Here is a 14,122-nt window from a genome sequence, read left to right on the forward strand (position 1 = left end):
GAGACGTACACCCGGCGCACGTCTTTGTACCGTCCCCCGGAAGAATCCGGCTCCGCCGAGACCGCATCTGTCCGACGGCGAGGTCGTTGCAGGTACGTGCACTCATACGACCCCTCCCGCCAGCCGTACCAGAGCCAGATCCCCTCCATGCGCCCCGCGAGCGACGGACCGGCAGGCCACTCGCCCACGCCGATCTACGACGCGCTGTACTCCGAGTACCGCAGGGCGTTCCGGGCCTTTCCGGGCGACCGGAGCGGGGAGGAGGATCTCGACTTCAGGGCCTTCGGCACGGGGCCGCACAGCAGCCATGGCGGCCCCTCGGGTCATCCGGGCCATACGGTCCACCCCGGGACCTGGCAGTCGTATCCCGGGGTCCGTCCGCACAGCGGTATGCACAAGCCGGCGGCGCTGCCACCGGCACCCCGCAGGGGTCTGTGACCCGCGAGAGACCATCGCGAGAGACCATATGGCGCTGCCCCGGACCGTTCGCCGGTCCGGGGCAGCGCCACGTTGTTACGTCACTTCTTGCGGCCGCGCTTCTCGCGCACCCGAACCGAGATGTGGATCGGGGTGCCCTCGAAGCCGAACTCCTCACGCAGCCGGCGCTCGACGAAGCGCCGGTAGCCGTGCTCCAGGAAGCCGGAGGTGAAGAGCACGAACCGCGGCGGCTTGGTGCCGGCCTGCGTGCCGAAGAGGATGCGGGGCTGCTTGCCACCGCGGATGGGGTGCGGGTGCGAGGCGACGATCTCGCCGAGGAAGGCGTTGAGCCGACCGGTGGGGACCCGGGTCTCCCAGCCCGTCAGCGCCGTCTCGATCGCCGGGACCAGCTTCTCCATGTGGCGGCCGGTACGGGCGGAGACGTTGACCCGCGGCGCCCAGGCGATCTGCCCGAGCTCGGTCTCGATCTCGCGCTCGAGGTAGTAGCGGCGCTCCTCGTCGAGGTTGTCCCACTTGTTGAACGCGACGACCATCGCGCGGCCCGCCTCGACGGCCATGGTGATGATCCGCTGGTCCTGGACGCTGATGGACTCGGTCGCGTCGATCAGTACGACCGCGACCTCCGCCTTTTCCACGGCGGCGGCGGTACGCAGCGAGGCGTAGTAGTCCGCGCCCTCCTGGAGGTGGACGCGGCGGCGGATGCCCGCCGTGTCGACGAACTTCCAGGTGATACCGCCGAGTTCGATCAGCTCGTCGACCGGGTCACGGGTGGTGCCGGCGATCTCGTTGACGACGACCCGTTCCTCGTTGGCCACCTTGTTCAGCAGCGAGGACTTACCCACGTTCGGGCGGCCGATCAGGGCGATACGGCGCGGGCCGCCGACGGCGTTGCCGAAGGTCTGGGCCGGGGCCTCGGGGAGCGCCTCCAGGACGGCGTCGAGCATGTCGCCCGTACCGCGGCCGTGCAGCGAGGAGACGGGGTGCGGCTGGCCGAGACCGAGCGACCACAGGGCGGTCGCGTCCGCCTCGCCGCTCGGCCCGTCGACCTTGTTGGCGCAGAGCACGACGGGCTTGCCGGCCCGGCGCAGCAGCTTGACGACGGCCTCGTCGGTGTCGGTGGCGCCGACCGTGGAGTCCACGACGAAGACGACCGCGTCGGCGGCCTCGATCGCGTACTCGGCCTGGGCGGCTACGGAGGCGTCGATGCCGAGGACGTCCTGCTCCCAGCCGCCGGTGTCGACGACCTTGAAGCGGCGGCCCGCCCACTCGGCCTCGTAGGTGACGCGGTCGCGGGTGACGCCGGGCTTGTCCTCGACGACGGCCTCGCGGCGGCCGATGATGCGGTTCACCAAGGTCGACTTGCCGACATTGGGGCGGCCGACGACGGCGAGGACGGGCAGCGGGCCGTGACCGGCCTCGCCGATCGCGTTCTCGACGTCGTCGACGTCGAAGCCCTCTTCCGCGGCGAGCTCCATGAACTCCGCGTACTCGGCGTCGCCAAGCTCCCCGTGCTCGTCGCCGGAGTGGATCTGGTCGTTCATGAAGTCCGTACCTCGTTACGTTGCATCATCGATGGCCCCGCGATCGCGCGGTCCACTACTCAAGTCTTACCTAGCGCCCGGTGAGACGCTTGGCGTTTTCCAGGTGGGCGGTCAGCCGCTCCTGGATCCGTACGGTGGCGTCGTCCAGCGCCTTGCGGGTGCGCCGACCGCTGCCGTCGCCCGCTTCGAAGGCCTCGCCGAAGACGACGTCGACCTTGCTGCGCAGCGCGGGCAGCGCCTTTATCAACCGTCCGCGGCGCTCGGTGCTTCCCAGCACCGCCACCGGGAGGATCGGCGCCCCGCTGCGTACCGCGAAGTAGGCGAGCCCGGCGCGGAGCGAGGCGAAGTCGCCTTCGCCTCTGGTGCCCTCGGGGAAGATACCGAGGACTCCGCCGTTCTCCAGCACGCTCAGCGCGTTGGTGATGGCGGTGCGGTCGGCGGTCGTACGGTCCACTTTGAGCTGACCGATTCCGAGCAGGAACGGGTCGAGGGGACCGACGAACGCCTCCTTCTTGATCAGGAAGTGCACGGGACGGGGGGCGGTGCCCATGAGCATCGGCCCGTCGATGTTGTGCGAGTGGTTCACCGCGAGGATCACCGGTCCGGCCGCCGGAACCCGCCAGGCGCCCAGCACCCGCGGCCTCCACAGCCCGTACATCAGCCCGATGCCGATACCCCGGCCGACCGCCGCGCCCTTCTCGGACGGTGCCGTCACCGGGCGGCCCGCTTCTCCTCGACGAGGGTGACGACGCACTCGACGACCTGCTGCAGGGTCAGGTCGGTGGTGTCCACCTCGACCGCGTCGTCCGCCTTGGCGAGCGGCGAGGTCTTACGGCTGGAGTCGGCCGCGTCCCGCTTGATCAGGGCTTCCCTGGTGGCCGCGACATCGGAGCCCTTCAGCTCGCCGGACCGGCGGGCGGCGCGAGCCTCCGGCGAAGCGGTCAGGAAGATCTTCAGGTCCGCGTCGGGCAGGACCGTGGTGCCGATGTCGCGTCCCTCGACGACGATGCCCTTCTCGGCGGCCGCGGCGATGGAACGCTGCAGCTCGGTGATCCGGGCCCGCACCTCGGGGACGGCGCTGACGGCGCTCACCTTGGAGGTGACGTCCTGGGTGCGGATCGGGCCCGCGGCGTCCACGCCGTCGACGGTGATGGCCGGGGCGGCGGGGTCGGTGCCGGAGACGATGGCGGGCTTGGCGGCGGCGGTGGCGACCGCGGCGGCGTCCTTCACATCGACGCCGTTGCTGATCATCCACCAGGTGATCGCCCGGTACTGCGCACCGGTGTCCAGGTAGCTCAGCCCCAGAGCGGCGGCGACGGCCTTGGAGGTGCTCGACTTGCCCGTGCCGGAGGGGCCATCGATGGCGACGATCACGGATTCCACGGTGTCGGACACCTTCCTGGTACGCGGGGTGGGCCGGCGGAAATGCCAAGGGACCCTGCACAAGGTTACCGAGTACTCAGCACCGTCCTGACACACGGATGGCGGAGCCGTAGGCAGCACCTGTGCGCCGGTCGGTGCCAGGTCGACCACAACTGCCGGAACTACTGCCGGATCGACCAGCCCCTCTCCCGCAGGGATGCCGTGAGGACCGTCGCCGCCGTCGGCTCCACCATCAATTGCACCAGGCCCGCCTGCTGGCCCGTCGCATGCTCGATACGGACGTCCTCGATGTTCACGCCCGCGCGGCCGGCGTCCGCGAAGATACGGGCCAGCTCCCCCGGCTGGTCGCTGATCAGGACCGCCACGATCTCGTACGACGTCGGGGCCTGGCCGTGCTTGCCGGGGACCCGGACCCGGCCCGCGTTGCCGCGGCGCAGGACGTCCTCGATGCCCTCCGCGCCGCCCTGGCGCTTGGACTGGTCCGAGGACTGCAGGGCCCGCAGCGCCTGGACCGTCTCGTCCAGGTCCGCCGCGACCCCGGCCAGTACATCGGCCACCGGGCCCGGGTTCGCCGAGAGGATCTCGACCCACATCCGGGGGTCGGAGGCCGCGATCCGTGTGACATCGCGGATGCCCTGGCCACAGAGCCGTACTGCCGTGTCGTCCGCCTCCTCGAGACGCGCCGCGACCATCGAGGAGATCAGCTGAGGGGTGTGGGAGACCAGGGCGACCGCCCGGTCGTGCGCGTCGGCGTCCATGACCACCGGGACGGCACGGCAGAGCGCCACCAGCTCGAGGGCGAGGTTGAGGACCTCGGTGTCCGTGTCGCGCGTGGGCGTGAGCACCCATGGGCGGCCCTCGAACAGGTCCGCCGTGCCCGCGAGCGGGCCCGAGCGCTCCTTGCCCGCCATCGGATGCGTACCGATGTAGCCGCTCAGGTCGAGGCCGAGCGCCTCCAGCTCGCGGCGCGGCCCGCCCTTCACACTCGCCACGTCGAGGTAGCCGCGGGCGACCCCGCTGCGCATCGCTTCGGCGAGCGCGGTGGCCACATGCGCCGGCGGTACGGCGACGATCGCCAGGTCGACCCGTCCCTCCGGCGGCTGGTCCGTCCCGGCTCCGAGTGCGGCAGCGGTACGAGACCGCTCCGGATCGTGGTCGGCGAGGTGGACGGCGACTCCGCGGCCCGCCAGAGCGAGGGCCGCGGACGTGCCGATCAGACCGGTTCCGATGACGACGGCGGTTCTCACTGGGCGATGTCCTTGCGGAGGGCGGCCGCGGCACCGAGGTACACATGCGCGATCTCTGACTTGGGCAGCTCGGACTCCACGTGCGCGAGTATCCGTACGACGCGCGGCATGGCTCCGACGATGTCCAGCTCCTGCGCGCAGATCAGCGGTACGTCGACGATGCCGAGCTTGCGCGCGGCGGCTGCCGGAAAGTCGCTGTGCAGATCGGGTGTGGCCGTGAACCAGACGCTGATGAGATCGTCCGCGCCGAGTCCGTTCCGCTCCAGGATGGCGGTGAGCAGCTCGCTGACCTGCTCGTCCATGTGTCCGGCCTCATCCCGTTCCAGCTGGACGGCTCCACGGACCGCTCGTACCGCCACGTCGTGCTCCTTAATGTGCGAGTGCTCCATTCAGCGTAGTCAGGTGCCGGCACACACGGCCGCGGCGACCGCCCTCCGAGACGTCCGGAGTGGGCGGCCGCCGCGGGCAGGCGCGTACCTCCGTAGGTCCGTACGTCGGACCCGCTGCTGCCTGACGAGAAACGGACCACACCGCCACTTGGGCGAACCGGCGCTCGAGGGCCCTGCGCTACAACTGACGGCATGCTCTTTCATGTCGTACCCGTGGACGAGTGGACGGCGGACGTGGACCGTCCGTACGCCCCGGCCTCGCTGACCACCGACGGCTTTGTGCACTGCTCGCCCGACGGGCCGGCCGCACTCGCCATCGCCAACGGCCCGTTCCGTGACCTGCCTGACCTGCTGGTGCTTCTCATCGACGAGACCGCGCTCGGCTCCGAGGTCCGCTGGGAGGGTTCCGAGGACATGCTCTTCCCGCATGTGTACGGGCCGATCGAGCGGGCGGCCGTCACCGGAGTGCTCGCGGTGCGCCGGGACACGGACGGCCACGCGCGGGAGCTCACGCCCTGGGCGTGAGGCAGCGTACGACTGGACGTGGCTCTGCGGGTGCAGTTGCATGGTGGTCTGCGCATGCCCTGCCCACCGGGGAAGGCCGCCCATGAAGCCCTCAGGACCTCTGTTCACACTGCTGGCCGGGCTGTTGCTGGGCATTTTCATGCTCTCGCTCAACGCCACGACGGGGACGAAGGTCAAGTCCTCGTACGACGGGGCCACAGCGACACCGACGCCGACCGCTCCCGCATCCACACCCGCCACGAGCACGACGCCGCCCGCGGCCCCCTCCCCCACGCCGACTCCGGCGCCCGACTCCGCCTACGCGGGCCGTACGGCCGACGACACCGCCGCCGTCTCCGTATCCGTACGCGACGGAAAAGCGATCGGGTACTTCTGTGACGGCAAGAGCCAGGAGTCCTGGCTGAAGGGCGATGTCGAGGACGACGGCAGCATGCGGCTGACCGGCGGAAACGGCGCCCGCCTCGACGGTGTTCTGCGCGCCGGGAAGATCGACGGTACGGTCGAAATCCGGGACCGGACCTGGCAGTTCTCCGCCGCCAAGGCGGTCAGGCCGTCCGGCCTGTACCGCGCCACGGCCGAGGTGCGCGGCGCGAAGATCGACGGCGGCTGGATCGTCCTACCGGACGGCCGCCAGGTCGGCATTCTCAACCGCGACGGCAAGCCCGCCGCCGCGCCCCGGATCGACCCCGGAGCCGGCACCGTCGTGGTGGACGGCACCCGGCTCCCCGCCCGCCCCGTCGTCCCCTGAGGTGCGTCATGAGTTACGGTCCCCCCGTCGACCCCAACGCCCGCACCGCCTCGTTCCCGGGGAGCCCGAACAACCACGCGAGCACGGGGGCCGCACGCTTCCTCGTCCCCGCTCTCGTCGCCGCCGCGGTCGCGGTCGGCCTCGGGGCATACGGAAAGGTGCACGATCCGGCGGGCACGGCCTTCAACCTCGCCGGCTTCAGCAGCACCGGGGCGGTCAAGTCCTGGCTGGGCACGGCGGCCCTCGCCTTCGCCGTCGTCCAGGTCGGCTCGGCGTTCGCGATGTACGGCAGGCTGCCGGGCGTACGCGCCGCCTCCTGGACCCCCGCACTGCACCGCTGGTCGGGCAGGATCGCCTTTCTGCTCGCCGTGCCCGTCGCCGTCCACTGCCTGTACGGACTGGGCTATCAGACGTACAGCACGCGCGTTATGTGGCACTCGCTGCTGGGTTGCTTCTTCTTCGGCGTTTTCAGCGCCAAGATGCTCCTGCTGCGAGCGGAACGGCTGCCTGGCTGGCTGCTGCCGGTCGTCGGCGGAGCCGCCTTCACGGCGCTCACGGTGATCTGGCTGACCTCGGCGCTGTGGTTCTTCCGCACGATGGGGGTCACGACATAGGGAGACATACGGCCATGGAGACTCCGCGACGTACGGTGCTGGCGGTGGGCGCGGCGGGTGCCGCCGCGCTGGTGACCGGCTGCAGCAAATACGGCGACGAGGGCGGCGGTTCCACCTCCGAGCAGCCGACGCCCGCAGCGCCCAAGACCGGCGAGCCGCCGAACAGCCCGGCACCTGCGGCCGGCGAGGAGCTCGCCAAGACCTCCGTCATCCCGGTCGGCGGCGGAAAGATCTTCGGTGACCGGAAGGTCGTCGTGACGCAGCCGACGTCGGGCGACTTCAAGGCCTTCTCGGCCATCTGCACCCATCAGGGCTGCACGGTCAACAAGGTCGCGGACGGCACCATCGACTGCCCCTGCCACGGCAGCAAGTTCAGCATCGAGAACGCCTCCGTCGTCGACGGCCCCGCGCCCAGGCCGCTGCCGCCGAAGCAGATCACCGTTTCCGGGGACACCATCATGCTGACCTAGCCCGCTCACGTACCCTCTCGCGCATGCCTCCCGAACCGGCCCCCGCAGCACTCGTACGCGACCGCACGATCTACTCCTGCGTGATGGGGTCGCGCGCCTTCGGGCTGGCCACGGACGGCAGCGACACCGACCGCCGCGGGATCTTCCTCGCCCCGGCCCCGCTCTACTGGCGCTTCGACAAGCCCCCGACCCACATCGAGGGACCGGCCGACGAGCAGTTCTCCTGGGAGCTGGAACGCTTCCTGGAGCTCGCACTGCGCGCCAACCCGAACGTCCTCGAGTGCCTGCACTCCCCGCTCGTCGAGCACATCGACGACACCGGCCGTGAACTGCTCGCCCTGCGCGGGGCATTCCTCTCCCGCGCCGCCCACCAGACCTTCGTGCGCTACGCGGACGGTCAGCGCAAGAAGCTGGAGGCGGACGTCGCCCGGCACGGCGCCCCGCGCTGGAAGCACGCCATGCATCTGCTGCGTCTCCTTGGCAGCTGCCGTGATCTGCTGCGTACGGGCGAGCTGGTGATCGACGTCGGCGCCGACCGGGAGCGGCTGCTCGAGGTCAAGCGGGGCGAGGTGCCGTGGCCGCGGGTCGAGGCGTGGATGACACGCCTCGCCGGTGAGGCCGACGCCGCGGCGCCGGGCTCCCCGCTGCCGCCCGAGCCGGACCGGGACCGGGTCGAGGACTTCCTGTTCCGTACGCGCAGGACCTCAGCTCTCCAGGCGTACGCGGACGACGAAGTCGCGCAAGGCTTCGTAGGCGGTGGGCTCGTCGGGTAGCCGCGAGGCCAGCCGCGCCTCGTCGAGTACGGCGTGCAGCGCGTCCACATCGGCGCGCGCGTCTGCCGGGCCGGCCCCCGACGCCGGGCCGTGTTCGGCCTCCGCCTTGGCCGCGATCAGGCCGGGCAGATAGCCCGGGGCGTCGACCTCCCCGAGCAGCGTGGGCAGATGCGCCTGCACCTCGCCGCTGCGCATCAGATGAATACCGGTGAGCAGCGCGCGGAAGGTGTAGAGCAGCGGTTTGAGCTCGCCGGTCTTCTCGAAGAGCCGCCACTGGGTGTTCGCGAACCCCCGGTAGTGGTGGGCGTGGTGGCTGGTGAGCACGCCCGGGGCGAGCTGGGCCAGCTCCGTATGGGCGTCCGATGTGTGCACCACCAGCGGCGACAGCAGCTGTTCCAGTACGTATCCGTTGCGCCGCAGCATCAGCCGTACGAACTTCCGTACGTCATGCGTGACCAGATCCATCTCGACGCCGTCCCGGTCCCACATCCGGGACCGGGTCTCCTCCGGCTCCTTCAGCCCCAGCAGCTCCACCACCGGCAGCAGATGGATCCCGCGCAGGTCCACGTCCGAATCCCGGGACGGGAATCCGTACAGATGCGCCCCCGAGACGGTGGCGAACAGGAGCGGGTCGGGCTGTTCGGCGACGACGGGGCCGAGTTCCATGTCCAGCGGATCAGTCATGGATCAAGCGTCCCAGAGGGCTGCCAGCGACATCAGATCGCTGCGGTACTCGATCCGCTCGGACCACTCCTTGGGCCAGGCGCCGGCTCCCAGGTGCGCCCCGGCGAACGCGCCGGCGAGGCAGGCGATCGAGTCCGAGTCGCCTCGGGTGCAGGCGGCCCTGCGCAGAACCGTCACCGGCTCCTCGGGGAACATCAGGAAGCAGAGCAGGGCGGTGGCGAGCGCCTCCTCGGCGATCCAGCCGTCGCCCGTCGCCAGGCAGGGGTCGACCTCCGGCTGCGGGTCGCGCAGCGCGGTGGCGAGCCGTTCCAGGACCTGCAGGCACTCGTCCCAGCCGCGTGCGATGAACGCCTCGGGCGTCTGGTCGTGCGAGTAGGTCCACAGATTGCCCAGCCAGTGGTGGTAGTAGCGGCTGCGGTTCTCGTACGCGTACGAGCGCAGCTGCCCGACCAGCCCCATCGGCTCCGCGCCCTGCGCCAGCAGGAACACGGCGCGGGCCGTGAGGTCGCTCGCCGCCAGCGCGGTGGGGTGGCCGTGGGTGAGCGCTGCCTGCAACTGCGCGGCGCCCGCCCGCTGTTCCTCGCTCAGCCCCGGTACGAGTCCGACCGGCGCCACCCGCATATTGGCGCCGCAGCCCTTGGAGCCGATCTGGCTGGCCTCCTGCCAGGGCAGGTCGCTGTCGAGCTTCTGGCAGGCGACCAGGCAGGTGCGACCGGGGGCGCGGTTGTTCTCCGGAGAGTGGTACCACTCGACGAACTCCTCGCGCACCGGCCGGGTCAGCCGGGAGGCGACGAGCAGTCCGCGGTCCATCGCGGTGCGTATGCCGCGCGCCAGGGCGAGCGTCATCTGGGTGTCGTCCGTGACGATCGCGGGCTTGGGGAGGTTCATCCCGCGCCACGGCCCGAATTTCGTGAGGATCTGCGGCACATCGTTGAACTCGGTCGGGAAGCCTAGAGCGTCCCCGAGCGCGAGCCCGATCAACGAGCCGGTGGCCGCCTGTTTGGTGATGGTCCTCGTGGTCTTCATGGTGGTCATGCGTGCCGTCCTTCCGGTCGCAGGAGTGGAGGGTGCAGGGCGGAGGCGGCACCCGCCCGGTACAGCGCGGCCGGTTTCCCGCGGCCGCCGGTACGGCGTGGCGGACCCTCCACTGCCTCGACGAAGCCGGGCGTGGTGAGGACCTTGCGCCGGAAGTTGGGCCGGTCGAGTTCGACGCCCCAGACGGTTTCGTAGACCTGCTGGAGCTCCCCGAGAGTGAACTCGGCCGGGCAGAAGGTGGTGGCGAGGCAGGTGTACTCGAGCTTGGCGCCGACCCGGTGGTGTGCGTCGGCGAGGATCAGGTCGTGGTCGAAGGCGAGCCGGCCGGCGGAGTCGAGCGGCGTCCACTGAGCGCGAGCCGCGTCGCCGCCGCCGCGTGGCTCCGGCAGATCCGGTACGAGCGCGGTGTACGCGACGGAGACGACGCGCATCCGGGGATCGCGGTCAGGATCGCTGTAGGTCCGCAGCTGCTCCAGGTGGAGGCCGGCGACGGTGTCCTGGGACAGGCTGGTCTCCTCGGCGAGTTCACGCCGCGCGGCGAGCCCGGCGGACTCCTTGGGCCGTACGAAGCCGCCGGGCAGCGCCCAGGCGCCCTTGTACGGATCCTCCCCGCGCTCGACGAGCAGGACATGCAGCCGGCCCTCGCGGACGGTGAAAACGGCGAGGTCGACGGTGACCGCGAAGGGCGGGAAGGCGCCCGCGTCGTAGCCCTTCATCATCGTTTCTCCGGGAGGGGGTCGGCGAGGTCCCAGCCCTCGTCGAGGAGCGCGTCCACAGCGGCGACGGCGGTGGCGAGCCGCTGCTCGTGCGGGCCGGTCAGCGCGACGGTCCGGCGTCCGGTGCGGGCCAGTTGTGCGGCGAAGCGGGCGGTCATCCAGGGCCGCAGATGCTCGCCGTCGCGCAGGCCGTCGTCCTCGAAGCCGACGCCGCGGTGGTCGGTGAGCAGCCACAGATGCTGCTGTCCGCGCGCGGCGATCCGCGCCACCTCCTCGTTCGGGCCGCCCATATAGCGCTCGTGCCAGATCGTGGTGGCGAAGGCGTCGGTGTCGCAGAACAGCACCGGCGATCCCGCTCGGGCGGCCTCGTCCTCCAGTTCCGCCTGCCGCCGGGCGATCAGCGGGAACTCCTCCGAGGTGAACTCGACCTCCTCCCAGCCCGCAGCCGGCCGCCCGGTGCGCAGCTCGGCGAGCTTGTGCTCGCTGAACTCCCGTCCGTACTCCGGCACATAGCGGGTCTGCGTCCAGACGCCGCCGCGGTGCCGGTAGTGCTCGGCAAGCGCCCACGCCATCGTCGTGGTGCCCGTGGACTCGGCGCCGAGCACGACCACTCGCCGGGCGAGCGCCGCGCGCACGGGCGGTTCCAGGAAGTCCCAGCAGCCGACGGGGTCCTTGCGGACGGCCGTGCCGGAGACCGGGAAGACGGTGCGGTCGGGGTCGACGCACACGGACTCGGCGCCGAAGCGCCGCCCGAGCTCCTGGCCGTACGGCTCCGAGGTGAAGACGGCGTCGACCGGCTCGGGGACGGCGGCGCGGAAGACGGCCATGTGCGCCTCCCAGATGCCGGGGTCGTTCAGGTCGACGTGGATGTCGTCGAGGGCGCCCACGACCCGTACGTCCGGGTGCACCTCGCGCATCCAGCGCACCCGGTCGGCGAGCGGAATCGACTCCACCGAGGCGGCGCAGACCAGGACGGTCAGCCGCTCGCAGCGGTCGGCCGCGGTCCGTACGAGATGGTGGTGTCCGGCGTGCGGCGGATAGAACTTCCCGAGCACCAGGCCGTGCCGGTAGGTCTTCATGCGGTCGCCTCCGCCAACTCCCGTTGCTCCGCGGCCAGATCGCGCGACCAGCTGCGCAGTCCGATGACGCACAGCGTCATGAAGCCGACATACAGCAGGGCGGTGAGGTAGAGCTCCTTGTACGCGTAGAGCGGGATGTAGACCACGTCGGCCGCGATCCACAGCCACCAGGACTCGAGGCGCTTTCGGCACTGCCCGTACGTCGCCATCAGCGACAGGGCGGTGGTGAGCGCATCCCAGAACGGGACGTTCGAGTCGGTGGCGCGGTCGAGGAGGAGCGTGAGCCCGAAAGTCCCCACCACCCCCGCCGCGAGCAGCCAGGTCCACTCGGTGCGCGTGGTGCGCCGCACCGGTAGTCCGTCGGGACCTGGTCCACCCCCGTGGGTCCAGGTCCACCAGCCGTACACGGCGAGGGTGATGAAGACGACTTGCAGGCCTGCGTCGGCGTACAGGCGGGCCTGGGTGAAGAGAAGGATGAAGAAGAGGTTGTTGGCGATGCCGATCGGCCAGTTGGCGATGTGCTGGCGGGCGACGAGCCAGACGCAGAGCGCACCACTGCCGAAGCCGAGGACCTCGGTCCAGCTCACCGGGGTGTCGAGAACGGTGAACAGCGGCTGCTGCAGGGGGTCGAGGATGTCCGCGAGACTCACGCCCGCCTCCTTAATAGTCATGTTGACTATAAAGGTGAACCAGCCGTCCCACAAGGCCGTTCACACAAGATGCGAGAAGCCCGCGGTCAGAGGTGACCGCGGGCTTCGCCCAGTGAACGGGGGTCTCTACAGGCCGACTTCCTTCATCAGCATGCCGACCTCGGTGATGGTCATCCGGCGCAGCCAGCCGGACTTCTGGTCGCCGAGGGCGATCGGGCCGAAGCTGACCCGCACGAGCTTGTCGACCGGGAAGCCGGCCTCGGCGAGCATGCGACGGACGATGTGCTTCCGGCCCTCGTGGAGGGTGACCTCCACGAGGTAGTTCTTGCCGGTGTTCTCGACGACGCGGAAGTGGTCGGCGCGGGCGTAGCCGTCCTCCAGCTGAATGCCGTCCTTGAGCCGCTTGCCCAGGTCACGCGGGAGCGGTCCCTGGATCGCGGCGAGGTAGGTCTTCTTCACGCCGTACTTGGGGTGGGTCAGGCGGTGCGCGAGTTCACCGTGGTTGGTGAGCAGGATGATGCCCTCCGTCTCCGTGTCGAGACGTCCGACGTGGAAGAGCCGGGTCTCGCGGTTGGTGACGTAGTCGCCCAGGCACTGCCGACCGTCCGGGTCCTCCATGGAGGAGACGACACCGGCGGGCTTGTTGAGCGCGAAGAAGAGGTACGACTGCGTGGCGACCGTCAGGCCGTCCACCTTGATCTCGTCCTTCTGCGGGTCGACGCGCCTGCCCTGCTCAAGGACGATCTCGCCGTTGACCTCGACACGGGCCTGCTCGATCAGTTCCTCGCACGTACGGCGCGAACCCATACCGGCCCGGGCGAGGATCTTCTGCAGGCGCTCGCCCTCCTGCTCGGCCCCGGGGAACGTCTTGGGCGTCTTGACCTGCGGCTTGTCGGCGTACCGGTCGCGGTTGCGCTGCTCGATCTTGGCGTCGAGCTCACGGGGACGGGATTCGCGCTGGCCGTGCGGGCCGCGACGCGGGGCACCGGCCCTGCCGCCGCCCTGCGGGGTCTTCGGGCCGCCCTTGGCGCCACCGCGGGCGGACGCGCCGCGGCCGCCCGACTTGCCGCCCTCGGAACTCTGGCTGCCGCCGACGTCGTAGCGGCGCTCCTCGGGCCGGGGGCGGCGGGGGCGCTGCTCCTGCTTGTCGTCGCGCCCCTTGTCGCCGCGCCCCTTGCCGCCGGCGCCCCGGGAGTCCCGGTTCCCGCCGGCGCCCCGGGAGTCCCGGTTGCCGCTTCCGCTGTTCCTGCCGCTGCTTCGCATCAAAATTCCGTCTTGTCGTCTGCGTCGGTGTCCGGTGCGTCCGGATCGAACGACGGCACACCCTCTTGTGTCTCGGCCTCGATCGCTTCCGCCTCGGGGAGGAAGGGCGCGAGCTCCGGGAGCTCGTCCAGGCCTCGCAGGCCCATCCGCTCCAGAAAGTAGTTCGTCGTCGTGTACAGGATCGCACCTGTTTCAGGTTCCGCGCCCGCCTCCTGGACCAGACCGCGCTGGAGGAGGGTGCGCATGACGCCGTCGCAGTTCACTCCGCGTACGGCGGAGACGCGTGATCGGCTGACCGGCTGCCGGTACGCGACGACCGCGAGGGTCTCCAGGGCGGCCTGGGTGAGCCGCGCCTGCTGCCCGTCGAGAACGAAGCGCTCGACGGCGTCGGCGTACTCCGCCCGCGTGTAGAACCGCCAGCCGCCCGCGACGAGCCGCAGCTCGAAGCCGCGGCCCTGGACGGTGTACTCGTCCGCGAGCTCCCGCAGCGCATCGGCGACCGCCCTGCGCGGCTGCTCCAGCACCTTGGCGAGGTGCTCCTCGGTGGCCGGCTCGTCGACGACCATG

The 14,122-nt window shown here is 70.7% G+C and carries 18 protein-coding genes; 6 read left to right on the forward strand and 12 right to left on the reverse strand.

Going from position 1 to position 14,122, the window contains the following annotated elements:
- Positions 1–96: 96 nt before the first annotated feature.
- The gene (locus tag OG735_RS09460; RefSeq protein ID WP_327322686.1) at positions 97–438 is read left to right on the forward strand and encodes a hypothetical protein; all 342 of its coding nucleotides are present in this window, start codon (positions 97–99) and stop codon (positions 436–438) included.
- Between the two features lie 80 nt (positions 439–518).
- On the opposite strand, the gene der is transcribed toward OG735_RS09460, so the two are convergent.
- From der to aroH, 5 genes are all read right to left on the reverse strand, one after another.
- Positions 519–1,979 carry a ribosome biogenesis GTPase Der gene (der, locus tag OG735_RS09465; protein WP_327322687.1) on the reverse strand — a complete coding sequence of 487 codons (1,461 nt, stop codon included), beginning with the start codon at positions 1,977–1,979 and terminating at the stop codon, positions 519–521.
- 70 nt (positions 1,980–2,049) lie between these two features.
- On the reverse strand, positions 2,050–2,733 hold the full coding sequence (locus OG735_RS09470) for a lysophospholipid acyltransferase family protein (RefSeq protein ID WP_442812400.1): 684 nt from the start codon (positions 2,731–2,733) through the stop codon (positions 2,050–2,052).
- A complete protein-coding gene (cmk, locus tag OG735_RS09475; protein WP_327322688.1) occupies positions 2,691–3,374 on the reverse strand; it encodes a (d)CMP kinase in 684 nt (227 codons plus the stop codon). Before cmk ends, OG735_RS09470 begins: the two co-directional genes overlap by 43 nt.
- Positions 3,375–3,523: 149 nt before the next feature.
- Positions 3,524–4,609, reverse strand: a complete 1,086-nt coding sequence (locus OG735_RS09480; RefSeq protein ID WP_327322690.1) for a prephenate dehydrogenase — start codon at positions 4,607–4,609, stop codon at positions 3,524–3,526.
- Positions 4,606–4,968 carry a chorismate mutase gene (gene aroH, locus OG735_RS09485; protein WP_326648975.1) on the reverse strand — a complete coding sequence of 121 codons (363 nt, stop codon included), beginning with the start codon at positions 4,966–4,968 and terminating at the stop codon, positions 4,606–4,608. Before aroH ends, OG735_RS09480 begins: the two co-directional genes overlap by 4 nt.
- Before the next feature lie 222 nt (positions 4,969–5,190).
- Here aroH and OG735_RS09490 point away from each other — a divergent pair, with 222 nt between their 5' ends.
- The 5 genes from OG735_RS09490 to OG735_RS09510 all read left to right on the forward strand — a co-directional run bounded on the left by OG735_RS09490 (position 5,191) and on the right by OG735_RS09510 (position 8,128).
- The gene (locus tag OG735_RS09490) at positions 5,191–5,523 is read left to right on the forward strand and encodes a DUF952 domain-containing protein (protein ID WP_327322691.1); all 333 of its coding nucleotides are present in this window, start codon (positions 5,191–5,193) and stop codon (positions 5,521–5,523) included.
- A gap of 82 nt (positions 5,524–5,605) precedes the next feature.
- Complete coding sequence (locus tag OG735_RS09495; protein WP_327322692.1) at positions 5,606–6,271, forward strand: hypothetical protein; 666 nt, start codon at positions 5,606–5,608, stop codon at positions 6,269–6,271.
- 8 nt (positions 6,272–6,279) lie between these two features.
- On the forward strand, positions 6,280–6,885 hold the full coding sequence (locus OG735_RS09500) for a DUF6529 family protein (protein WP_327322693.1): 606 nt from the start codon (positions 6,280–6,282) through the stop codon (positions 6,883–6,885).
- Positions 6,886–6,899: 14 nt separating this feature from the next.
- A complete protein-coding gene (locus OG735_RS09505) occupies positions 6,900–7,355 on the forward strand; it encodes a Rieske (2Fe-2S) protein (RefSeq protein WP_327322694.1) in 456 nt (151 codons plus the stop codon).
- A 23-nt stretch (positions 7,356–7,378) separates the two neighbouring features.
- A complete protein-coding gene (locus OG735_RS09510; protein ID WP_327322695.1) occupies positions 7,379–8,128 on the forward strand; it encodes a nucleotidyltransferase domain-containing protein in 750 nt (249 codons plus the stop codon).
- Here OG735_RS09510 and OG735_RS09515 read toward each other — a convergent pair.
- The 7 genes from OG735_RS09515 to scpB form a co-directional block, all read right to left on the reverse strand.
- The gene (locus OG735_RS09515) at positions 8,060–8,812 is read right to left on the reverse strand and encodes a nucleotidyltransferase domain-containing protein (RefSeq protein WP_327322696.1); all 753 of its coding nucleotides are present in this window, start codon (positions 8,810–8,812) and stop codon (positions 8,060–8,062) included. The two genes, OG735_RS09510 and OG735_RS09515, sit on opposite strands and share 69 nt — an antisense overlap.
- 3 nt (positions 8,813–8,815) lie before the next feature.
- A complete protein-coding gene (locus OG735_RS09520) occupies positions 8,816–9,838 on the reverse strand; it encodes an ADP-ribosylglycohydrolase family protein (RefSeq protein WP_442812593.1) in 1,023 nt (340 codons plus the stop codon).
- Between the two features lie 5 nt (positions 9,839–9,843).
- Positions 9,844–10,566 (reverse strand): NUDIX hydrolase, encoded by a 723-nt coding sequence (locus OG735_RS09525; protein ID WP_327322698.1) that lies wholly within the window; start codon positions 10,564–10,566, stop codon positions 9,844–9,846.
- Positions 10,563–11,642: an AAA family ATPase gene (locus tag OG735_RS09530; protein ID WP_327322699.1), complete on the reverse strand. Its 1,080-nt coding sequence runs from the start codon at positions 11,640–11,642 to the stop codon at positions 10,563–10,565. Before OG735_RS09530 ends, OG735_RS09525 begins: the two co-directional genes overlap by 4 nt.
- A complete protein-coding gene (pnuC, locus tag OG735_RS09535; protein WP_327322700.1) occupies positions 11,639–12,292 on the reverse strand; it encodes a nicotinamide riboside transporter PnuC in 654 nt (217 codons plus the stop codon). The genes OG735_RS09530 and pnuC overlap by 4 nt, the downstream gene beginning before the upstream one ends.
- 126 nt (positions 12,293–12,418) lie before the next feature.
- Positions 12,419–13,555: a pseudouridine synthase gene (locus tag OG735_RS09540; RefSeq protein WP_327322701.1), complete on the reverse strand. Its 1,137-nt coding sequence runs from the start codon at positions 13,553–13,555 to the stop codon at positions 12,419–12,421.
- Positions 13,555–14,121, reverse strand: a complete 567-nt coding sequence (gene scpB, locus OG735_RS09545; RefSeq protein ID WP_327328257.1) for an SMC-Scp complex subunit ScpB — start codon at positions 14,119–14,121, stop codon at positions 13,555–13,557. Before scpB ends, OG735_RS09540 begins: the two co-directional genes overlap by 1 nt.
- Position 14,122 lies beyond the last annotated feature (1 nt).

This window comes from Streptomyces sp. NBC_01210, assembly GCF_036010325.1.
Classification (GTDB): domain Bacteria; phylum Actinomycetota; class Actinomycetes; order Streptomycetales; family Streptomycetaceae; genus Streptomyces.